This is a genomic window from Psychrobacter sp. AOP5-GZ1-6 (assembly GCF_052376345.1).
In the GTDB taxonomy this organism is placed as follows: domain Bacteria; phylum Pseudomonadota; class Gammaproteobacteria; order Pseudomonadales; family Moraxellaceae; genus Psychrobacter.
Window position 1 is genome coordinate 15,257 of sequence record NZ_JBQSVP010000014.1, and the last position, 23,183, is coordinate 38,439.

Annotated in this window: 18 protein-coding genes; 5 read left to right on the plus strand and 13 right to left on the minus strand. The window is 41.7% G+C overall.

The window, feature by feature from the left end:
* Window positions 1-322: 322 nt before the first annotated feature.
* The 3 genes from mfd to ACT3RN_RS03540 all read left to right on the plus strand — a co-directional run bounded on the left by mfd (window position 323) and on the right by ACT3RN_RS03540 (window position 6,632).
* Window positions 323-3,970 carry a transcription-repair coupling factor gene (mfd, locus tag ACT3RN_RS03530; RefSeq protein ID WP_192992153.1) on the plus strand — a complete coding sequence of 1,216 codons (3,648 nt, stop codon included), beginning with the start codon at window positions 323-325 and terminating at the stop codon, window positions 3,968-3,970.
* A gap of 123 nt (window positions 3,971-4,093) precedes the next feature.
* Window positions 4,094-4,525, plus strand: coding sequence for an HIT domain-containing protein (locus ACT3RN_RS03535; RefSeq protein WP_192992154.1), 432 nt, complete (start codon window positions 4,094-4,096; stop codon window positions 4,523-4,525).
* 685 nt (window positions 4,526-5,210) lie between these two features.
* Complete coding sequence (locus ACT3RN_RS03540; RefSeq protein WP_192991993.1) at window positions 5,211-6,632, plus strand: adenylate/guanylate cyclase domain-containing protein; 1,422 nt, start codon at window positions 5,211-5,213, stop codon at window positions 6,630-6,632.
* Between the two features lie 149 nt (window positions 6,633-6,781).
* Here ACT3RN_RS03540 and fdx read toward each other — a convergent pair whose 3' ends face one another.
* The 8 genes from fdx to ACT3RN_RS03580 all read right to left on the minus strand — a co-directional run bounded on the left by fdx (window position 6,782) and on the right by ACT3RN_RS03580 (window position 14,224).
* Window positions 6,782-7,120: an ISC system 2Fe-2S type ferredoxin gene (gene fdx / locus ACT3RN_RS03545; protein WP_192518427.1), complete on the minus strand. Its 339-nt coding sequence runs from the start codon at window positions 7,118-7,120 to the stop codon at window positions 6,782-6,784.
* Between the two features lie 111 nt (window positions 7,121-7,231).
* The gene (gene hscA / locus ACT3RN_RS03550; protein ID WP_192991994.1) at window positions 7,232-9,112 is read right to left on the minus strand and encodes a Fe-S protein assembly chaperone HscA; all 1,881 of its coding nucleotides are present in this window, start codon (window positions 9,110-9,112) and stop codon (window positions 7,232-7,234) included.
* A gap of 319 nt (window positions 9,113-9,431) precedes the next feature.
* The gene (gene hscB / locus ACT3RN_RS03555) at window positions 9,432-10,013 is read right to left on the minus strand and encodes a Fe-S protein assembly co-chaperone HscB (RefSeq protein ID WP_192991995.1); all 582 of its coding nucleotides are present in this window, start codon (window positions 10,011-10,013) and stop codon (window positions 9,432-9,434) included.
* Window positions 10,014-10,175: 162 nt separating this feature from the next.
* Window positions 10,176-10,496 carry an iron-sulfur cluster assembly protein IscA gene (gene iscA / locus ACT3RN_RS03560; protein ID WP_021814983.1) on the minus strand — a complete coding sequence of 107 codons (321 nt, stop codon included), beginning with the start codon at window positions 10,494-10,496 and terminating at the stop codon, window positions 10,176-10,178.
* A 235-nt stretch (window positions 10,497-10,731) separates the two neighbouring features.
* Window positions 10,732-11,142 (minus strand): Fe-S cluster assembly scaffold IscU, encoded by a 411-nt coding sequence (gene iscU / locus ACT3RN_RS03565; protein WP_192991996.1) that lies wholly within the window; start codon window positions 11,140-11,142, stop codon window positions 10,732-10,734.
* Window positions 11,143-11,292: 150 nt separating this feature from the next.
* Window positions 11,293-12,519 (minus strand): IscS subfamily cysteine desulfurase, encoded by a 1,227-nt coding sequence (locus ACT3RN_RS03570; protein WP_192518432.1) that lies wholly within the window; start codon window positions 12,517-12,519, stop codon window positions 11,293-11,295.
* On the minus strand, window positions 12,516-13,025 hold the full coding sequence (locus ACT3RN_RS03575; RefSeq protein WP_192518433.1) for an Rrf2 family transcriptional regulator: 510 nt from the start codon (window positions 13,023-13,025) through the stop codon (window positions 12,516-12,518). Before ACT3RN_RS03575 ends, ACT3RN_RS03570 begins: the two co-directional genes overlap by 4 nt.
* Window positions 13,026-13,579: 554 nt before the next feature.
* Complete coding sequence (locus ACT3RN_RS03580) at window positions 13,580-14,224, minus strand: hypothetical protein (protein WP_192991997.1); 645 nt, start codon at window positions 14,222-14,224, stop codon at window positions 13,580-13,582.
* Between the two features lie 539 nt (window positions 14,225-14,763).
* Here ACT3RN_RS03580 and ACT3RN_RS03585 point away from each other — a divergent pair.
* Together ACT3RN_RS03585 and ACT3RN_RS03590 are read left to right on the plus strand one after the other, a co-directional pair.
* Window positions 14,764-15,036, plus strand: coding sequence for an HU family DNA-binding protein (locus ACT3RN_RS03585; protein ID WP_045445077.1), 273 nt, complete (start codon window positions 14,764-14,766; stop codon window positions 15,034-15,036).
* Window positions 15,037-15,420: 384 nt separating this feature from the next.
* Entirely contained in the window at window positions 15,421-17,295 is a 1,875-nt protein-coding gene (locus tag ACT3RN_RS03590; RefSeq protein WP_192991998.1) for a SurA N-terminal domain-containing protein, read from the plus strand.
* A 111-nt stretch (window positions 17,296-17,406) separates the two neighbouring features.
* Here ACT3RN_RS03590 and purH read toward each other — a convergent pair whose 3' ends face one another.
* The 5 genes from purH to ACT3RN_RS03615 form a co-directional block, all read right to left on the minus strand.
* Complete coding sequence (gene purH, locus ACT3RN_RS03595) at window positions 17,407-18,987, minus strand: bifunctional phosphoribosylaminoimidazolecarboxamide formyltransferase/IMP cyclohydrolase (RefSeq protein ID WP_192518436.1); 1,581 nt, start codon at window positions 18,985-18,987, stop codon at window positions 17,407-17,409.
* A gap of 153 nt (window positions 18,988-19,140) precedes the next feature.
* Window positions 19,141-19,506: a helix-turn-helix domain-containing protein gene (locus ACT3RN_RS03600; protein ID WP_192518437.1), complete on the minus strand. Its 366-nt coding sequence runs from the start codon at window positions 19,504-19,506 to the stop codon at window positions 19,141-19,143.
* 499 nt (window positions 19,507-20,005) lie between these two features.
* Window positions 20,006-21,133 (minus strand): DUF3426 domain-containing protein, encoded by a 1,128-nt coding sequence (locus tag ACT3RN_RS03605; RefSeq protein ID WP_192518438.1) that lies wholly within the window; start codon window positions 21,131-21,133, stop codon window positions 20,006-20,008.
* Window positions 21,134-21,314: 181 nt separating this feature from the next.
* Entirely contained in the window at window positions 21,315-22,241 is a 927-nt protein-coding gene (prmA, locus tag ACT3RN_RS03610; RefSeq protein ID WP_192518439.1) for a 50S ribosomal protein L11 methyltransferase, read from the minus strand.
* 133 nt (window positions 22,242-22,374) lie between these two features.
* The gene (locus ACT3RN_RS03615; RefSeq protein WP_192518440.1) at window positions 22,375-23,181 is read right to left on the minus strand and encodes a tetratricopeptide repeat protein; all 807 of its coding nucleotides are present in this window, start codon (window positions 23,179-23,181) and stop codon (window positions 22,375-22,377) included.
* Window positions 23,182-23,183: the final 2 nt, after the last annotated feature.

A 23,183-nucleotide genomic window follows, 5' to 3' on the forward strand; every position in this document is an offset into this window, starting at 1 on the left:
AGCTACAAGCTTTAGATTTTAGGTGACGTAAAAATGCTTTTACAGGGTTATAACGAGTACAATCTACTGAATAGTTGACACTCAGTTAGACGTGTTTATAGGAGATATTTATTTGAGATAATATATAAAAATTTATATACAAATAATCAAATGCTAACCATAAAAAGTAAGCTTAAAACGGTAATTTTCAAAAGGGTGCCATATTAACAAACTGTTTGGCTTTGTCAAATCGTAGCTGCCCCTAAACCTGTAAATTAGTTTTGGTAATTGCGCAAATATTCGTATAATAGCTATCTGACTCTTAACTTTGACCTTATTCTTTATGCCTATCACTGCTTTGACTGACGCGTTTGACCCGATTAACCAGCAGTTGTTTCCTATCCAAAATGCTGAGCGGCGTTGGTTAGCGCCTGTGCATGGGGCTGTCAGTAGTTTATGGCTGGCAAGTTTGATGCAAACGTCGATAGGAGATGTTGCGGATCGGCTAAAAGTCGTGGTAACACGCGACCAAAACCAGCTCAATCAGATAGAGACTGAGTTGGCATTTAGCGGGGTCGATGCCTATGTGTTTCCTGATTGGGAGACACTGACGTATGATGAGCTGTCACCGCATCAAGACATCGTCAGTGAGCGTATCAACCTATTGACTGATATGCCAACATCAGGTGTATTATTGATATCGGTACAAACGCTGATGCACCGAGTTGCACCGCCTAGCTGGTTAATTGGTCAGCATTTTGATTTGAGCGTTGGCGATCAGTTTGATATTAATGTTCAACGTGGACTGCTAGCAAAGGCAGGCTACCGAGCTGTTGATAATGTCTTTGAGCCAGGTGAGTTTGCTGTGCGTGGTAGTATCATTGATATTTTTGCTATGGGTCAGCCGTTTCCGCTGCGTCTTGATTTGTTCGATGATGAGATTGAGACGATTCGATTTTTTAATCCGGAGACTCAGCGCACATTAACCGTTGATGATCTCAAGTCAATGATGAGCGGCAATGACAGTAGTATGGGTAAAGAGTCACTATCACTACTGCATAAATTGCCAGATATCTCAAAACCCATTCAGAAATTTCAAATACTACCCGCAAAAGAGTTTCCACTCGATGAAGGGCGTGAGACTTTTCGTACCAATTTTGCCGCGATGTTCCCCAATGCCAGTAGTCGTAAATTTGAGCTACACAAAGATGTGATGGCAGGTATCGCGAGCAGCGGACTTGAATATTATCAGCCATTGTTTTTTGATATAAAAGAGTGGGAAGCTGAGAGTAGCTTGTTCGCTTATTTACCAAGCGATGCGTTATTCATCACCGATGAGTTGATAACTGAAAAACAGGCAGACTATTGGTCACAAATTCAGCGCCGTTATGAAGAGCGTCGTCATGACATTGATAAGCCAATCGTCGCCCCTGAGTTGCTCTATTTATTGTCCAACACCCTTAATGAAAACCTCAATCACTATCCGCGTGTCGTTTTAAGTGTACGTGATGAGGTGGTTCAGAGTAAGCAACAAGGGTTAGTCACGATAAGTGCGCAAAAGCCGCCGCAGCTGGCAGTAAATCATCAAAAAGCTGAACCGCTTACTGAGCTGTTAGATTTTTTAGAGACACAAGTGCAAACGGCGACACCTGTGTTAATCGTTGCTGAAACAGCAGGTCGTCGTGAGATTTTGATTGAGCTGTTTAAAGGTAAAATCGATATCAAAGCCTATGACAGCTTTGAGGCGTTTTTATCATCCGATAAGACGCATAATGCTAGCAAGAATAAATTACCACAGGTTGGTTTGACCATTGCGCCTATTGAGCGCGGAGTGTATGTGCCAGAACGTTTGGCATTGATTAGTGAGACACAGCTGTTTGGTCGGCAAGTATTACAAACACGCCGCCGTCGTCAAAGCGGAGTGTCAGAAGAGTTTTTGGTAAAAAGTGTGACCGAGATAACAGAAGGCAGTCCTGTTGTTCATATTGAGCACGGCGTTGGGCGTTATAACGGTTTGATTACCTTAGATGTGGGTGATGGTGAGCAAGAGTTTATTCACTTAAAATACGACGATGATGCCAGTATTTATGTACCAGTTGCGAACTTGCAAATGATCAATCGCTATAGCGGTGGTGATCCAGCGCTTGCGCCACTGCATAAGATTGGTAATGGTAAATGGGACAAGGCTAAGCAAAAAGCATTGGAGCAAATTCACGACGTCGCTGCTGAACTGCTTAATATGCAAGCACGGCGTGAAGCCAAAGTTGGTATTCATTTTAAAATAGACCCTGCGCAGTATGATCTATTTGCTAGCCAGTTTGCGTTTGAAGAAACACCCGATCAAGCCAATGCTATTCATGCAGTGATAGAAGATATGAGACAAAACCAGCCAATGGATCGCCTTATCTGTGGCGATGTTGGTTTTGGTAAAACCGAAGTTGCCATGCGCGCCGCTTTTATTGCAGTTAGTGCTGGCTATCAAGTGGCGGTGTTGGTGCCGACCACACTGTTGGCAGGTCAGCATGAAGACAATTTTCGTGATCGCTTCGCGGATTGGCCGATACGTATAGAAACGCTATCACGATTTGGCGGCAAAAAGCATCAAGATACGGTATTGGCGGATTTAGCAGTGGGTAAAGTTGATATTGTCATTGGTACCCATAAGTTGTTACAACCTGATGTGAAATTTTCTAATCTAGGTCTCATGATTGTTGATGAAGAGCATCGCTTTGGTGTGCGTCATAAAGAGCGTATTAAGGCCATTCAGACCGATGTAGATAGCTTATCTATGACGGCAACGCCTATCCCTAGGACGCTTAATATGGCGTTGTCAGGCATGCGTGATATGTCAATTATCGCAACACCACCGGCACGCCGTCTTGCGATCAAAACCTTTGTGATGCAAAAGACAGAAGCCTTGATGAAAGAGGCTATCTTGCGTGAGTTATTGCGCGGTGGGCAAGTGTACTTACTGCATAATGATGTAGCGAGTATTGAGCGCATGGCAGAGACCATTCGTGAGTTGGTTCCTGAAGCACGTGTAGGTGTGGCACATGGGCAAATGCAAGAGCGCCAGCTCGAACAAGTGATGCAGCAGTTCTATCACAAAAAATTCAATGTACTGGTATGCTCGACCATTATCGAAACAGGCATCGATGTGCCAAACTCTAATACCATTATTATTGAGCGTGCTGATAAGTTTGGTTTGGCACAGCTGCATCAGCTGCGTGGTCGTGTTGGTCGTAGTCATCATCAGGCTTATTGTTATTTACTGGTGCCTTCTATTAAAGGTCTAAAAGGCGACGCGAAACGTCGATTACATGCGATTGAACGTGCCAATACATTGGGCGCTGGGTTTATGCTGGCAAGTGAAGACTTAGAGATTCGTGGGGCAGGTGAGATACTGGGTAAGCAGCAAAGTGGTAACATGCAAGTAGTTGGTTTCAGTTTATATATGGATATGTTAGAGCGTGCAACAAAGGCGATAAAAGCAGGCAAAGAGCCTGATTTGAGTACGCCATTGTCACTCACCAGCGAGATTAATCTACACAGTTCAGCACTGATACCAGAAGAGTATTTACACGATGTGCATCAGCGCTTGTTGTTTTACAAACGCATTAGTAATGCCGATGATAAAGAGGCGCTGATGGATATTCGGACTGAAATGATTGACCGTTTTGGGATGCTACCAGATCAAACCAAGCAGCTATTCGCTATTCATGGGCTGCGTTTACAGGCGGAGCCGTTGAAGATTAATAAAATCGATGCGAATAGCAGTAGTATGACACTAGAGTTTGCCCCTGATACACCCGTTGATGCCTTAGCCATTATTAAATTGATTCAGACAGATGGTCAGCGTTATCGAATGAACGGTGCGTCTGGTATTCGTTACCAAAATGCCGATAAACTCGAAACACCACAACAGCGTGTGACAATGGTTCAAGAATTATTACGCTATTTTAGCGAGCATATGGTGGCAGAGTCTGCTTAGTCGTTTACGTGCGTAACAGTATGCGAGTGATGGCGCTATTTTATCCGATAGATAACTGATAAAATAGCAAGATTATATCTTTCTACGCTTTTATTTAAGCTTCATAACAAGAGAACCGTTATTATGTTCCAACTTCATCATAAACTCGCTGCTGACAGTTTTTTAGTAGGTGATTTTCCATTATCAACCTGTCGCCTGATCAATGATTGTCAGTTTCCTTGGCTGATATTGGTGCCCCGTGTATCAGGTATTAAAGAACTGTATGAACTCACTGAAGCAGACCAGGCTCAGTTTTTGCGTGAGTCTAGCTGGTTGTCAAGCCAACTTGCTAAGACCTTTCAAGCAGATAAGATGAACGTAGCCGCACTCGGTAACCAAGTGTCACAGCTGCACTTTCACCATATCGTTCGTTATCAAAACGACATGCAATGGCCTAATCCAGTATGGGGCATCCCTGCTGTCCCTTACACTAAAGAAGTATTGGCGCAAATGCAGCAGACGCTTATGATGGCACTACGCGGTCACCATCAAATGCCTTTCGATTGGCAAATGTAGTTCAGTTGTTTCTTAAATGAAGGTCTTTCCAATTAAAAAGACTTTTTTGGTTCGTTATTTAAGGCGTGTTGAACATTCAAATATTAGGGCTGCTGATCGCTAAAATTGCATCAAACTAGGCGCAAGCCGACGATAATGTCGAGACCTTAACTAGGCTTGTAACGACGTTTGGGGTGATTTTAGCATCAGCCTTGAGAACGGATCCAGCAAAGCTCTGCTTTGCCCGTTTGCAAGGCGAGAGCTATGCTCGAGTGGAGGGCAGTACTCTTTTTTGCCAATACATGGCGAAATTGTTTAACCTAGAATGACTAGGCATCAAAAACTTCACTGCATATTGTCTAAAAAATAGTCACTGCCAGCACCACATTTGAATGTTCAACACGCCCTAATATTTACTGCCAATTAAATATAAAAAAGCTAGGTATTTATTATCTGGCTTTTCTATTGTCAGTATGGATAATGAATATTATAATTTTATTGATATAACTTTTAAGGCAGTTTGAGTGACAAATGGTAGACTTTTAGCTATCAATGACATAGTTTTTATTATATTTGAAAAGTATAATAATACGTTGACTAAGTTTTTTATATCAAAACAACTATAAAGGTAGGTTCTGTATTTCTCGATTATCCTCATGCCTTCTCGGCTTTCTGATTGTCTGTTCTTCTTAAGCGAATACTTCATATGCCTTTTCTAGATACTCCAAAACCGAATCGCCCATCAAAAAATGAAGCGACCTATCGATTTGACTATCCAGAAGTCTTTGTTTTGATAATTACTGTTGTTTTTCTTGCTTGGCATTTTGATTTCAAAGCTACGGCAATGGCACTTGTTGTGGTTGTTGTCCTACCTAGTTTGCTAATTTTGATTTACAACTACCGTCGCCAAGCCAGTTTTTGGACGTCTAATATTGTTATTATTTTATTGTCTTCAATTATTGGGTCAATACAGTTCTGTGCAGTAATGTCTATTAGCTTAATTACACTAATAATCTTACGTATTATTCTCAGTGGCCGTGAAAACCGATTTAAGCTGATAATCATAGCAATAGTTTCTATCATCATTTTTTATTATGTCAGCGTGACGTTAAATGGTTCAGGGGTAGACTGTAACGAAGGTTGGTTGTCGCCTTTGGTCTTATTGTCGAGTATGATGGCCATTCTATGGCAGTTCAAATATATTTATCAAAAATATATTGATTATGAAGTACGTGCTAATCAGGCAACCAAACAGTCGACTAAGATGGTTTCAGTTATCAATAAGCTGACACGTTTTATTCCACCGCAGATTTGGGAGCCGATTGTAAAGTCTGATGTTCCCGTGGCTGTCTCTAATAAACGTGCCAAACTGACGATTATGTTCTCAGATATCGTTGGTTTTACGGAATTATCTGATAGCCTGAGTTCTGATAATTTGGCTGATATTTTAAATACTTATATGTACTGTATGACTACGATTGCCAATAAGCATAACGCGGTACTTGATAAGTTCATTGGTGATGGCATGGTATGCTTTTTCGGTGAGCCTAATAGTCAAGGTGCGCGCCAAGATGCGTTAGACTGTATTGCCATGGCGATAGATATGCGTCGCGAAATGCGAACGTTAAGACAGAAGTGGCGTCTGATGGGCTTTGAGGGTTTATATATACGTATGGGTATTACCACAGGGTATTGTCATGTGGGTAATTTTGGCAGTAAGAACCGGCTCAGCTATACCTTAATCGGTAAGGAAGCCAATCTGGCCGCAAGGTTAGAGTCGAGTGCTGGGAAGGATGAGATATTGATCAGCGAAAGTACGTACGACTATATTTGTCATAATTATGAGTGTCAGCATGCAGGGGCATTTCAGCTAAAAGGATTTGATAGTAAAGTACATGCATGGCGAGTGTTTGATCCTGATATTGATAAAGTCCATCTGTCAAAGTGGGTTGATTACACACTACCTGGATTTAATTTACATTTAAATTTTAAAGACATGGATTATAACGATTATCAAGATATTAGAACACGACTAAACTTTGCATTAGAGCGTATTGAACAAGAGAAAGAAAAAGCGGTCACTGATAATGTTGCAGAGGACAAACACAATGACATTAATCGTCATTAGACTTTTAGAAAATAGTAGCCAAAGCCAAAAGTATTATTTAAGTGGCTGATATGTAAGTAGTCTTTCAAACGAAGTGCAAAAAAGCCAACTACCATGATGATAGTTGGCTTTTTAATCTGATAGTAAAGAAGTGCATTATTAATGCGTGCCTAATGGTTTTCTTTAGCGTGGTTTAGCGTATATTTAGGTACTTCGATGGTTAAGTCTTCATCATCGAGTATTACCTGACAAGATAAGCGTGAATCAGGTTCTAATCCCCAAGCACGGTCTAACAAATCCGCTTCGATATCATCCATCTCTTCTAGACTATTAAAGCCTTTACGTACGACCACATGACAGGTTGTGCAGGCTTTTGACATCTCACAGGCATGTTCAATTTTAATGCCTTTTTCTACTAATGCTTTGCACAGGTTACTTCCTGCCTCTAGTTCGACTTCGGCGCCGTCAGGGCAAATTTCGTGATGGGGTAGTACAGTAATTTTTGGCATAAATCGTCTTTCCGAGGCTAATCAATTTAAAGAAATAAAAAGTGTAATAGTTGTGTTTAGTATCATTGAACAGCTATATTTTTAAATATATGTATTACTGGGTGTATCTGTCTACCAATCTTGGGCACTAGTGCCAGCCATACTGGTTTTAACGCTTTGATTCATGATACGGGATGCAAAATTATCACTATGAGGCTTAAGCTGTGCCTGTTGTGTTTCAATAACAGCTAGATCATCAGTGCCTAGCGCTGTTTTTAACACTTGTATTTTCTCAGACAATGCATTTTGTTCTTCAGTGGAGAGCAACGCTGCAAATTCATTAAGTGCAGACTCTAGCGCAAGCACTTCACGCTCAGCTTCTACTTTGGTCTCAATTAAAGAACGTGCATTTTTATCTTCCTCGGCATGCTTAAATCCAGCAATCAGTAATTGTTCTTTTTGCTCATCTGATAAACCATAAGAAGGTACAATCTCAATTTTGCTTTCTGTTTTGGTTGTCGTTTCTTGTGCACTGACAGTTAGCTGTCCATTAGCATCAATACTAAAGGTGACTTCAATACGAGCAAATCCAGCTTTCATAGGTGGAATACCATACAGCTCAAAGCGGCCAAGTGAGCGGCAATTATCGACGGTTTCGCGCTCACCCTGTACCACATGAATTACCATGCCCGTCTGACCATCTTGATACGTGGTAAATACTTGACGTTTTTTAACAGGGATAGGTGTATTACGGGGTATGAGCACTTCTACCAAACCACCCATGGTTTCAAGACCAAGCGAGAGTGGTGTCACGTCTAACAACAGTAGGTTGTTGTCACTATCGCCATTGACCAATTGGTGTGCAGTTTGTGCGGCGCCTAGAGCAACGACTTCATCTGGGTTAAGTCGGCAAAGTGGCTGTTTGGCAAAGAAATCAGTCACGACTTGCTGGATAGCAGGCATACGTGTAGAGCCACCAACTAAGATAACTTCATCCAAATCAGCACTAGAGAGTTTGGCATCACGTAGCACTTGCTCGCAGACGCTTAATGTACGGCGGCTGACAGGTTCTATAATAGTCAGTAAATCTACGCGGCTCAAAACACCTTGATACGATTGATTATTGACTGTGATATCGATATCAACTTGTTCAGCATCAGTCAATGCTTGCTTATAAGCTTTGGCCTGTTGCGCCAATATTGATTTATCATGAAGACTGACATCCTTTGGATCGATAGCCAGTTGTTTGATAAGCCAGTTGGTGATGAGACGGTCGATATCATCACCGCCTAATGCACTGTTACCACCAGTTGCCAATACTTCAAAGACCCCATCTGTCAGTTTTAAGATAGAAACATCAAACGTACCACCACCCAAGTCGTAAATTAGGTAGTAGCTTTCCTTTTCGCTGGCTTCTGCAGATTGATCAAGACCATAAGCAACGGCGGCCGCGGTTGGCTCGTTTAACAAACGTAAAACTTTGATACCAGCTGCCTGAGCGGCATCTTTAGTCGCTTGACGCTGTGCTTCATCAAAGTAAGCAGGTACGGTAATAACAGCACCTTCAATACTATCTGCAGGCAGTGCACTCGCTGCACGTTGCTCAAGAGTGGCTAATATGCGTGCTGATACTTCAACAGGAGATACATTACCTTGAGCTGTCACAAACGTAGGCATATCATCTGTGCTGCCACTTAACTCATAAGGGTGAGAGAATTTGATGTCAGCTTGGCTACGACCCATAAAGCGTTTAGCCGAGACGATCGTATTTTTTGGATCATCTGCTAAATGGGCTAAAGCATCATAGCCGACTAATGGCTTGCCTGTGCTTGGGTAGTAGACAACAGATGGTAGTAATGTATCTGTCGCTGCACCGGCCTCTAAGACTTGTGCCTTACCTGAACGTACCACAGCAACTAATGATCGTGTGGTACCAAGATCGATACCTAGACCAAAACGATGCTGGTGAGGTTGGGCGCTTTGATTGGGTTCGGCAATTTGCAATAAAGACATAAAATAACTCAGAGGTAAAATGAATAAGTGAAATGGAGTCAGTGTAGCTTTAGGATAGTCCAGTGACTATAATCAACGCATGTTTAACTTGGTACGGTTTCAATCTCATTTACTGTATCGCCTTATTCTCTGCATTTGGTTGTTTTATATCAACCTTGAACTGCCTAAACTACAGTTAGTCTACTCTACAAATAAAAAGGAGTAATGGCTAACAGTTTTGAGATAAGAGAGTGTACGAGATTGCTACTGCTACTTTAAGTGAATATTGAGAAAATCGGTATTCGACTCTAGTTTATGAAGAAGTACAACTCGCAGATCTCTAAACGTATAAGTCATCGTCGTCTTGATGCTCTGCTGTTGCTACTTCATCAAGAGCAGTAGTGACATCAGCATCTAACTTTACTAAGAACTTTAATTTTTGTGTTGCATCAATTGCCGTATTCCAGTCTTGTGCCTGATAAGCGTCATTAAAGCGTTGCGACTGGTTAGCTAAGCGCCCTGTAATTTGCGGATGTAATTGCTGTAAGGTTAGACGATTTTTATCTTCGGTGGCTTCATCTAAGTCCATACGCATTTCCATAGCGTCTTCTAAAAACGCTAAGTCTGCGATTGAATGTTCTAGATTTTGAGCTTGATCTGCTATGTCTAATAGATAACTTGCACGACTATCAGGTGAGCTAAGTGTCTGATAAGCTTGATTGATCAGTGCTGAATATTTTTCAGACTTTAACTGTGCTTGGATAATATCTGTCTGATTTTTGGCGACATTATCAGGGTGATAACGTTTTTGTAGCAGGCGTAAGTGTTGATCGAGACTGTCTTGATTAACTTCAAATTGTACTGGCTGCTCAAATAAGGCAAAGAAGTTATCAAACTGTGCTTCTGGTGTGATGTCTGTCATATCATACGCCTTGCTTTTTTTGTTTGGTTTGATATTGCTGTCTGGTTAATATTTTATAACTTGATTTGTAATATGGATTGCGGTGGAAGTTATTGACTGCGATTCCAACTTCAGCTTTAAGTAACGCAGTAGGGTTATTATCTGATAGGATACCCTAAATCATTACACTGTAAATGACTCACCGCAGCCACATTCACCTTTTTGGTTTGGGTTGGTAAACTTAAAGCCTTCGTTTAGACCTTCTTTTTCGTAGTCCATCAGCAAACCATCTAAATACACCAAGCTTTTAGGGTCAATAAAGATGCTAACACCACGGCTTTCATAGCGTGTGTCATTTTCGTCAGGTGTGTCTACAAACTCTAAGACATAAGCTAACCCTGAGCATCCTGCTGTACGAATACCCACTCGAATGCCTTCACCTTTACCGCGATTGTCCAAAAAGTCTCGAACATGCTGAGCGGCGCGTTCTGTCATTTCTATCATGCCAACTCCCATTGACTATTAATCATAAATATCAAAATATGTGTACACTGGCAATCAAAATCACGAGTTTGCCAAAGTAATATGCTAGCGACTATCAAGAAATTCAAGTAGAAAATAAAAGGTGACAATTACATAAGTGTCATTGTCACCTCTTTAGCGTCAGTAGCTGTTTTTAACGTATTACTGCTATTATACGTGGTCAATCTAACACCAGGTACAGGCTAGTAGGTTCAGCTTAAATAGTAGCTTCTTCGGCTACTGCTGCTGCGCCATGCTTACCTTGATAGTCGCTAATAGCGGCTTTAATGGCATCTTCTGCAAGAACAGAGCAATGTACTTTTACTGGTGGTAATGCCAGTTCTTGTGCGATATCGTTGTTTTTGATTTCGCCAGCTTGATCCAAGCTTTTGCCTTTGAGCCACTCGGTAACCAGTGAGCTTGAAGCAATGGCTGAACCGCAGCCGTAAGTTTTGAAACGAGCATCTTCAATGATACCGTTGTCATCGACTTGGATTTGTAAGCGCATTACATCGCCACAAGCTGGGGCACCGACCATACCGGTACCAACATTTTTGGCGTTTTTGTCAAGGTTGCCAACGTTGCGTGGATTTTCGTAATGATCAATAACTTGGTCGCTATAGGCCATGGGGTTTTCTCCTAGTTAGATAATGAGCAGTGCTAATTGCTTTGAGGTGCTTCTGCTCATTGGTAATTGGGGTCAAACACTTAATCTTAATTGTCTGATCAATCGTTTAATGGTTATTACTAGATAACCATATCGTTGTTTGCGGTGGCGTTAGTGCTCAGCCCATTCAACTGAATTTAAATCAACACCTTCTTGGTACATATCCCAAAGTGGAGATAGGGCACGTAATTTATCAACGGCTTCATGCATCTGTTTTATCACAGTATCGATATCTTCATCAGTCGTATAACGGCCGAAGCTAAAGCGAATCGAGCTATGTGCCAATTCATCTGGACGACCAATAGCACGTAGTACATACGATGGCTCAAGCGTCGCTGATGTACAGGCTGATCCTGAAGATACAGCTAAGTCTTTAAGTGACATCATTAGCGACTCACCTTCAACAAAGTTGAAGCTGATATTTACAATATTAGGTACGCTATTTTCAAGATCGCCATTTAAGTAAATTTCTTCGATGTCTTGTAGACCATCCCAAAGTCTTTGACGTAATTCAGCTGCATGTGCATGGTCTTCTTCATAGCGCTCATTGGCTAAAGCAAATGCTGCACCTAAACCAACGATCTGATGCGTTGGCAAAGTACCTGAACGCATACCACGCTCATGACCACCACCATGTTGCTCTGCTTTTAGGCGAATACGTGGCTTGCGACGAACAAATAATGCGCCAATACCTTTAGGGCCGTATGCTTTGTGGCCTGAAAAGCTCATTAAATCCACTTTCATCTCTTCAAGATTGACAGATATTTTGCCTACAGATTGTGCGCCATCGACATGGAATACGACACCAGCTTCACGAGTGATTTCACCAATTGCGGCAACATCAGTAATCGTACCAAGCTCATTGTTTACCATCATCAACGACACTAGAATTGTATCATCGCGTAGCGCTGCTTTTACTTGCTCTGGCAAAATAAGGCCAGTGCTTGGCTGTGGCTCAAGATAAGTAATCTCAAAACCTTCTTGCTCAAGCTCACGGCAAGTATCTAGTACTGCTTTATGCTCAATTTTGCTGGTGATGATGTGCTTACCACGAGACTGATAAAAGTGTGCAGCGCCTTTGATAGCTAGGTTGTCAGATTCAGTTGCACCTGAAGTAAAAACGATTTCGCGTGGATCAGCGTGGATCACTTCAGCCACTTGCTGACGAGCTGTTTCTACTGCTTCTTCTGCTTGCCAGCCATAGCCATGCGAGCGTGAGGCCGGGTTGCCAAAGACACCATCTACAGTCAAATACTCGCTCATTTTAGCAGCAACTGATTTAGCAACTGGTGTAGTGGCGGCATAATCTAAGTATATAAGGTTATTATGTTGGCTCATGCTGGGTTTGCCTCGCTGTTCGATAGAGTAATGGTATTTATATCTTTTATGGAAATCTCTTTAGTAGAGCTATGCTGGCGTTCTGAGACCGACTGCACATTTTCCATATCTAATAATTGTGCTAATGTTATATTATTCAAGTACTGTTCGATATGATTGGACAGTGCACACCACAAATCATGGGTTAAGCACATTGTACCACCTTGACAATCACCGCGTCCTTCACACTGCATCGCATTAACTGACTCGTCAACGGCCGATATGATGCTCATGACATCTATTTCATGTAATGGCTTTGCTAAATAGTAACCACCTGCGGCACCACGAATGCTGGTAACAAGTCCACGTTTGCGAAGTTTGGAGAATAGTTGTTCAAGGTAAGAGATAGAAATCGATTGCCGTTGAGCGATATCAGATAAAGATACTGCGTTTTCTTGTTGGCTAGTTTGTAATGCCAAATCTAGTAACGCAGTAACGGCATATCTGCCTCGAGTAGTCAAACGCATGTGTTATCTCCAAACTCTTATATTATTTTATTTAACAACGATCTTAGCGGAATGATATTTATCATCACTTATATAAATTGCTGATATAAATTCTGAATAGCTAAGTTGTGTCTTATCGCTATTAAACAACAGATGGTTAACCCGATGTGTGCAACGATTAAGGTAATTATACTTAATCCTGAGTAAATTAGTCAAGATTAAAATGTGGTTGAATGGTTAATCAATCTTATTACTATGATTGATAAAAACAATGGTTGGAGGGGAGGGTGGAAATCAGGTTGTGCGTAGTAAAGGTTAACCCATTTGAATGACCATTGGTTGAATCGAGGGTAAATTGAACATTGTTATCGGTGTTAAATAAAGGAGGCACCCATACCAACCATGTGATACTGGCATACATCTTCCTTTCTATGACCGTGGAAACAAACAAAGCCTACGCAAAATGCACCTAGTGTCGCTGTATTTATTTTTATAATGGGTAAACTATATGATGACTGAATATGCATCATGTTCCGCTCATAAAAAAGCCATAGCGCAGGGTTAAGTGAGCTAAATCAGCCAATCAATAATGCAGTGATTGCGATAATCATGATAATAAGTGCAGCGATGGTTACGATAATAAGTGTTTTTTGCTTGCTTTGTAATTCTTTGGTCGTGGTTTCAAGCTCGCGATTTTTCATGGTTAGGGTATTGATTTGGGTTTGCTGTTCTTTAATACGTAATTTGTAGTTTTCTTTTTTTTCTTCGGTTTCAGCTTCGGTAGGTTTAGACTTGTCTTTGCCGCCTTTAAATTTTTTAACCAAGCCTTGAATCAAGCTAGCAACTCCGAGCTGCATAATAAACTGTTTGACCAGCTGTACTTGCACGGATTCGCCGCGCATTTGTAACTTTTCAGTCGTTTCACTGTCGTGTGTCGTGATGGCATTGATAACTTGGATGCTATAAGCATTGATGATGACATCAGGCTCACTGCGTCCCACTGGTAACTGGGCATCCAATAAAACGCCTTTGGTACTGAAAGTAGCAAAAACTTCAACATGAGGTAGATATAAGCGTAGGGCGACGACAGTACCTTGCTTAGCAAGGGGATAAGCGGCTTTACGTAGTTCAGGATCTAAACGTAACAATAATGTCAACGCCGACTCGGTGAACATCAGAACGATATTAGAAAAAGAGTGAGACAACGTAGAACGCTTCATGTAGATAATCCGTTTTTGTATGTATTACATTAAAAATTAGAAATAAACAAGCGTCACAACACATCTGAAATATATCGTTCGACTATCAGTATGCAGTGATATTTTGCCTATAGTAACGTCTTTATAATAAAAAGTAACGCTAGTTTCTGTCAGTGCTTAAGTTATTACTTTACAATTTACAAGTCAACAAAGACACTGGTATTTATGACTGATAATGTATTAGTATTAGCTGCCAAGTCTTTGACACGAAAGGACGACATATAGTCAGTTATTTCAAAAACAATCAAGTCTCTCTAATATTAAGCATTGATATAGCAATTGCAGATACTTTGCGTAACATTGAGTGTCAAATACGTAGTACAGTAGACAAAAATATGTAAAATCGCTTGCGCTCCTTATGCTGCCTTGATATAAAGACGATAACAAAGCGAGACCTGTTAGTACATTAATCAGGCGGTTTTTATTGCTTAAATGCTATGAGAGCGTTAAAATGCTTGGCGTGAGCGTTTATTATCCCCCTTAAACTTGAAGGAAATTTTATGAATAAGTCAGAATTAATCGATAGCATCGCAGACAAAAGTGGTCTAAATAAAACCCAAGCTGGTGATGCATTGAATGCTGTTATGGAAAGTGTTGGTGAAGCGCTAGAAGCTGGCGATAGCATCTCATTAGTTGGTTTTGGTACTTTTAGCGTAAAAGACCGTAAAGCCCGCACTGGCCGTAACCCTAAGACTGGTGAAGAGCTTAGCATTCCAGCAAGCAAAGTACCAAGCTTTAAAGCTGGCAAAAACTTAAAAGAGCGCTTGAACTAAGCCGTTTTATTATAAGCAGACATTGTGTGATGACGTAATATACGACAAAGCAAAGTCTGTAAATAATGAAATAATAGATGATGTATCGTATCGCTTTAAGCTATAATGTACATTATCAAAAAGCACCTAAATATTAGGTGCTTTTTTTATTGCGACAGTTTGTAGCATGCAGCGTGAATATTTTGAGTCTACACCAAAAATCACGTATCATAGGGCGCGCGCGATAGATACGTTGTTTAAATAAGATGGCTTTGATTCGCCTTATTCTTTTATATCAAATGCACGCGTGCTTACTCTTACCATTGCCAGTTTAAATAGCATTGATTTTCATATTAATATTACAATGGTTTTTCATCAATATAGGTTAATAAAGCAGAGATAACTATGGATAAGTTGCGCGATTTTTTAAAAACCTGGCCAGGTCGCATTTTATTGATTTTATGCCTATCGCCGCTCGCTCTATTGGGTATCGAAAGCTATTTGGGAGCAGGAGTCGATCCCAACCAAGTTGCTCAGGTAGGTGATGCCAGCGTGGGACTGACTCAATATCAGTCTGCTGTCAATAGCCGTCGTACTGAGGTATTAGAACAAGTTGATGATGCCAGCTTATTAAATGAAGATGTGCTGCATGAGCAAGTATTAAAAGGTTTGATTGACCGTACGCTACTAGAGCAGCAAGCCGGCAAGTTGGGTATGACCGTCTCTGATGACACAATTAACCGTTTGTTACGTCAAGAAGAGGTTTTTCAGGATGCTGATGGTAACTTTTCTAACGATCAATTTGCCAGTTTTTTGCGTCAGCGCAATATGACGAAAAATCAACTGTTTGCTGAGTTTCGTAATCAGCTCAGTCTGGACCAGCTCAATGCCAGTATCGTTAGTACCGCAGTGTATCCCATGCAAGCGGTCAGTCAGTTGATAGACCTGCAGCTTGAGTCGCGCAATATTTGGTTGTACCGTTTTAATTGGCAAGATTATACGGATCAGGTTAACGTAAGTGCGGGTGATATCCAAACTTATTATGATGCCAATAAAGAGACACTCAAAAGTGCGGCAATGGTAGATTTGGCTTATCTGCAACTCAGCCCTCAAACTATTCAGGTAACTGACATTACGACAGAAGATTTGCAGCAGCAATATGAGGCTTATAAGCAAGAGCAAGCAATCGTTGATGAGCGTCAAATCAGTCAAATTCTATTAACCGGTGATGATGCTAAAGCAAGAGCAGATCAGGTTAAAGCTCGTCTAGATAATGGAGAGTCTTTTGTCGCCTTAGCAAAATCAGAGTCAGATGATCCATCAGGAGAAACAGGTGGTGCTATCGGTCTCTTTAACCCTTCGGTATTTGGTAATGACGCGGTAGCCGTTGAAGATGCCCTAAAAGGACTGAGTGTTGGCGATGTGACAACCCCTGTTAAGACCAGTTTTGGTTATCAGATATTTACGGTTACTGAAGACAATGGCAGCGCTATACCGACACTAGAAAGCATGCGTGATGAGTTAACAGCTCGAGCGACAGAGTATAAGCGTCAAGAGATGTATGCAGACAAAGTGACAGCGATTAATGACATGGCAGCAGATGGCTTTAGTATCGAAGATATCGCTGAGCAAGAGAATGTCACATTGAAAAGCATCAAAGATTATCGTAAAGAGAATAATAGCTCAGCATTGCCTCAACCAGCAGTGATTAAGCAAGCCTTTGATGAATTTACCCTTCAGGATCAGGCTGTGACTGCCGGTATTGAAGTAGGTGCTGGAACAGTATGGGTGCAACCAAGTAACTATCGTCCTACTAAGACGCTGACTTTAGAAGCTGCCACGCCAAGAGTGACTCAGATACTACATCAGCAAAAAGCCACAGCATTGGCACTAAAAGAAGCCAAAGCACTGGCCACTGGTATTAAGATTCCAGCTGATATTAGTCAGCAACCAGTTGCACTTCAGTCATTAGGTACAGTAAATCGTCAAACACCACTATTGACAGAAAAAGAGCGCGGATTGGCGTTTAGTCAGCAAGCTGCTAACAATGGTGTCGTTGCTATCGCTAGTGAGACTGAAATAGGTGCTACTCTGCTAGTCGGTGATCGTATTAAAACAGAACCGCAGTCTCAATTGACTGATGACCAACGTGCGCAAACGGCGACTATTATCCGTGATAATTTGGGTCAAGATCAACTGCAAGATTATCTGGATTATCTACGTTTGGTATATAAAGTTGAGATCAATGATGCCAATGTAGCGAATGCGCAAGGGCGTTAAGTTAAGTATTGATAAGTACAAAAAAAGCCACTGTAGATATATCTACAGTGGCTTTTTTATGCTCGTACTATCCACGTCAGTCTTATTGCGTATGACGTGGACTCTGGTTTCTTAATGGCGGAAATGGCGCATACCAGTGAAGACCATCGCGATGCCATGCTCATTTGCTGCAGCAATGGTTTCGTCATCACGCATAGAGCCACCTGGCTGGATGATAGCAGAGATGCCTACTGCAGCAGCGTTATCGATACCATCACGGAATGGGAAGAAAGCGTCTGATGCCATAACAGCGCCTTCAGTCGCTAATCCAGCATGCTCTGCTTTGATAGCAGCGATACGAGCTGAGTTAACGCGGCTCATCTGACCTGCGCCCACACCGATAGTGCGCTGTCCTTTAGCATAGACAATGGCGTTAGATTTAACGTATTTGGCCACATTCCAGCTGAACAATAGATCTGCAATTTGTGCTTCGGTTGGTTGTACGTCTGTGACGATTTTTAAATCGTTAGCCGTAATTAAACCAAGATCTTGTTCTTGGACTAGTAAGCCGCCGTTGACGCGCTTATAGTCAAGTTGAGGGTCACGTTGATTTGGTGCTGGTAGCTCACCGCATACCAATACACGTACGTTTTTCTTAGCAGCCGTTGCTTCGAGCACACCATCTTCGATACTAGGCGCAATAATCACTTCTACAAATTGATTGTCGATAATGGCTTTTGCTGCTGCAAGTGTTAATGGGCGGTTGAAGGCGATAATACCACCAAATGAAGACTCAGGATCGGTGCTAAATGCAGTGTTATAGGCAACTACTTGGTCATTGTCAACCGCGACACCACAAGGGTTGGCGTGTTTTACGATGACACAAGCTGGAGTGCTGAAAGCTTTAACGCATTCAAGAGCTGCATCAGTGTCAGCGATATTGTTATAAGAGAGTGCTTTACCTTGTAGCTGCTTAGCAGTCGCTATAGAGGCCTGTTGGCTCTTTAGAGGTTGATTTTCGATGTAGAAAGCAGCGTTTTGATGTGGGTTTTCGCCGTAGCGTAAGTCTTGTGCTTTCTCAAGCTGCACATTGAATGTACGCGAGAAATTTTCTGGTTCTTGGTTTTCGTTCACACGGCTACCTAAGAAGTTGGCAATCATACCATCGTATTGGGCTGTATGTTCGAAAGCTTTAACTGCTAAGTCATAGCGTAGAGCAGAGGACAGTTTGGTGCTATCGCCTAAAGCAGTCAGGATACGATCGTAATCTGTTGGATCAGTGACGATACCCACGTGGGCGTGGTTTTTTGCAGCCGAACGTACCATAGTAGGGCCGCCAATATCGATATTTTCGATAGCGTCATTCATAGTCACATCAGCACGAGCAATGGTTTCAGCAAATGGGTATAAATTTACTACCACCAAATTAATGCGCTCAATGGCGTATTCGCTCATGACAGCATCGTCTGTACCGCGGCGCCCTAAGATACCACCATGGATTTTAGGGTGTAGCGTTTTTACACGACCATCCATCATTTCAGGGAAACCAGTATAGTCTGAGACTTCGGTGACAGCGACGTTGTTTTCTGTGAGCAGTCGATAAGTCCCGCCAGTAGACAGTAAGCCAAAACCTGCTTTGATAAGGCCTTGAGCAAATTCAACAATATTAGTTTTATCGGAGACCGATAATAGAGCAAGTGGGGTAGTACTCATAAAAAAACTTCCATAAAAAAAGCCTGACACAAACGTCTGGCAAGGTGATCAAGACAATTACTGTAGACAGTATCAGGATAGATAATGTCACGAATATTAAATTGCCGTGCATAATGATAGTTATTAAAGGTAAGTGCGCTCATAGAGCAGGGGCTACATTAAGTCATAAGTTTTGAGTTTTTTGCGTAAAGTACCGCGGTTGAGACCTAGGATTTGCGCACATTTGGTTTGATTTCCACGAGTTTTTTCAAGGACAACGGATAACAGTGGCTCTTCTACTTGTTTTAAGATTAGATCGTATAAGTCGGTGGGTATCTCATCGCCTAGCATCGTAAAATACTGCCGTACCACGCGTTCAACATGCACCCGTAGTGGCTCGTGCGCATGGTTCGCATAGCCATCTTCTGAGCTGCTAAAACGGTGCTGAGAATAATGAGGGTGGTTTTCTTTATTATAGTCGGCAGGATGCTCAGAGCTTGTAGCAAAATGAGGCGCATAATGCTGTGCATGAGGTGCCATAAGATAATGTCCTTGGGATTGGTGAGAATCAAACCATAAGATATTGAGGTATTATATCAAATTAATATCATTTGGCACTGATAGATTGACAGTTAGTTTTGCAGTATAGTCATGCCACTATAAAAATATTATGGCGTTACCCAATAGTCAGTCCTAAATAAAAAAGATACAAATGTAACCATGCGATACAGGCATATATTTTCCTTGCTTGCTGTGCCTGCGCAGACAGAGGCTACGCAAAATGCACCCAGTATCGCTGTGTTTATTTTATAGTGGATCGACTGTACTTAGACATACAATCTACAGTTGGCTGTCTGTATTACTTTTGAATTGCCTTGACTATAGAGTTTGTCCTTATTGCAAAAATGGAAAAAACTGTCATCAAACGAGAAAGATAGCGTAGGTAATGTAATATCGAGATATCGATCAACTATTTGACGATGTTTGGCAGCATTCAGTTCAGTTAGATGATGACTATCGTTTGAACCAAAAAGACGCCCTAATATACATGGCTTACGCTAATGTCACGAATTTTTGCATTAGAAACAGGCACAGTGAAAAGTATATTGCGGCTACTCTCTGCAGCCAATTGGCTTTGTTTGCTTAATAAATAGTCACCTGGATCAGCGATAAACTCACCAATCAGGTCATTTTCACCATATACACTGACTTTAACACTCGGATATAGCTGTGTATTTGCGCTTTGATTATTTAATGTAGCGCTAATATCGCTGAATTTTCTAGACCTTTTTATTTGACTCGATTTATGAGTGGCATTAGTAATTTTCCAAGCATTTATGTCAGCATTCGGCAAACTGCAAGCAGCTGCTGAACATATTGCTTGTAGCCTTTCAGCATAAGTGGGGTTTTTTACTAAGGTTTCTAAGTTGAAAATGACATACTGTGCAAAAAGTAGCAGTGCCAATACCAAGCATCCAAGTATCCATAATAACGATGCTGCCGAACGTTTTTTCGGCGTTGGTATGAAGCTTTCCTGTGTTTTTCTTCTACGCTCGTTAAGAGCTTTATCTTCGTCTTTGAGAGGCACACCCATATCTAGCAATAATCGAGACAGGTCTGTATCATCCTGTGGCATGTCTTCATGTTTGTTTTGGTCTTTGAGCAGTTTTTCGAGCCATAAGTCGTCGTTCTTTTCATCAACATTGGCATGAATATCATTTGATGCTGCTGAACTGGTACTTTGATTGATAGTTTCAGATGCGCTCTTTGAGGATTCATTAGCCGAAGGGGTGGATGCATTATTTATTTGATCTAGCCATGCGTCCATACTCTCTAAAGAATCGTACTCTAAAGGGGTTTCTTCTGGCTCATAAGCATCCATGTCGTCATAGATTAATATATCAGAAGACGGTTTCTTTGGACGTTGTTTATTGAGTGAAGATTTAGAATCGTTTGAGCCATTTTTATTATTAATATCAGTTTTCACAGTGTCTGCTTGATTAGGTGCTGTGGTGGTATCAGATGTCACAACAAGATTTTTGTTTACCAAAAAACTCTGTTGGCATTGATTGCAGCTTACAATGGCGTTTTCTTTATTTAACTGGGTTGATTGTATTTTAAAGCAAGCTTTGCAATGAGGGCACTGAGTTTTTATGGGCGTGGTCATAGGGTCGAATCCAAAAAAGTATGGTTATCAATACCGATTCGCCACTCAATAAAGGTCGCCTATGACGCCAAGAGAGTTGTTGAAAAGCTCTTAAAGGCTGCGAGTCATAGGCAAAAATAGAGTGGCGTCAAACACATAATATCTGACTACCCTCTATCGTAACAGATGTAATTAAATGTTGCTAGCCTGTAAATGTACCAGATAAACGTTGCCAATGTTGGTCTTCTTGTGATGTAAAAGCATGCTTTGCATCAAGCGCAAAGTAAGCTTGGTAAGCAGCAGTCACTTCATCTGTTTGTGACTCGATCAGTCCTGCCAAAACAATACGGCCTTTCTGTGCAATTAAAGTAGCAAAGTAAGGTGCTAAGCCAATGAGGGGTTTTGCTAAGATATTGGCTACAATGATGTCGACTGGAATAATGTCGTTTTGTGAGCAATAATCGGTAAACTCTTCTGGCAAAAAAGCTTGCAAACGATCGTCGACATGATTGCGTGCTGCATTTTGGTTGGTCGCCAAGACCGCTTGTGGGTCGATATCAACCGCATAAACTTTACGTGCACCTAACAGTAAAGCAGCGATACCCAAAATACCTGAACCACAACCATAATCAATAACCACTTTATCTTTAATCTCTTGCTCTGTTAACCAGTCTAAACATAATCGGGTAGTAGCATGATAGCCAGTACCAAAGGCCAGCCCTGGATCCATAATAATATTGGTCGCGTCAGGATGGGGCGGTGTTATCCAGTTGGGCACAATCCATAGATCATTGGCACATTCTATTGGATGATAGTTGTTCATCCATTCACGTTCCCAGTCTTTGTCATCGACAGCACTTAACCAAATACGAGTGGCTTGTACTTGTGCTGCGATTTCATGGCTTAATTTCTCGACAGCTTGGCGACTGCCAGCATCGGTCGTGGCATCAAACAGTCCTGTAAGTATGACCTCATCCCATAATGGAGACTCACCTGGTAATGGCTCAAATAAAGGTTGGTCACCTGCGTCATCTAAGGCGATGGATAGTGCACCTGCTTCTAGTAGCAATGCCTCAGCCAAATCGACGTTTGCTTTTTCACATTGTAAATGTAGTTGTTGCCATGCCATAACGATAACCTTAAGCTAAATTGAAAATAAATATATATTTTGGATGAATTCTGAATATAGAAAATACAGAAAGCGAATAGGTTGTAAACTTGAAACCTATTCACTCAGATATGCTGCTAGATCTACTATGTTATTAGCGCAAGGCTTGTTTCGCCTCACTGATCACACGTGAATTGCCTTGTGTTTGTCCTGATTGCAAGATGATTTGCCATAGTGCGCGTCTGCGGTTGGCATCTTGAGAGACACTAAGGCCACGGCGTGCCATAGCCTCTGCCTTACGGGGTTGGTTTTTTTTCAATGCGACTTGTGCCAAATAGAAATACACAGCCGATGATTTGGGTGCTAGGCGCTGTGCACGGGTAAAGCTGTTTTCAGCATTGGTTAGCTGATTTGCTTTAAGCTGACTGATCCCTGTCTGCATTAAACTCCGAAACGCTGGTAGGTTACTATTATTAGAGGTAGTTTGTTGCGCTCGTTGCTGCGAGTTATTTCTAGCACGTTCCAACATTTCGCTGTGTGACGGTAGAGACGGCTCAGGGACGACGTACTCCTCACCAGAAGGAATAATAATAACGGTGTCAGGTTGTTGAGTTGGTATAGGCTCGGATGGGACAAAGACTGGAGGCTCTTGCGTCAACGGGTTTGTCTGAGTCGTTTGTTCAGATGAGATGCTCGGTTCAATGACATATTGGTCATCGTCATCCGCTTCAGTGACAGTTGTTGGTGTCACAGTTGCCGCAGGTGTCTCGGGTATCTGTGATGATGGCGCTGTCTGAATCGGTGTGGTATTCATCGTCGTGGGTGCGGTCTGACAAGCGCTGAGGCTCAACATGCTGATAAGCGTACCAGTTATCAATACTGTATTGGTTGGGATGGTGTTTTTGGGAAAACCAATAACAGCTTGCTTAACTGACATAGTTTGTTTGGAAATTGACAACATGT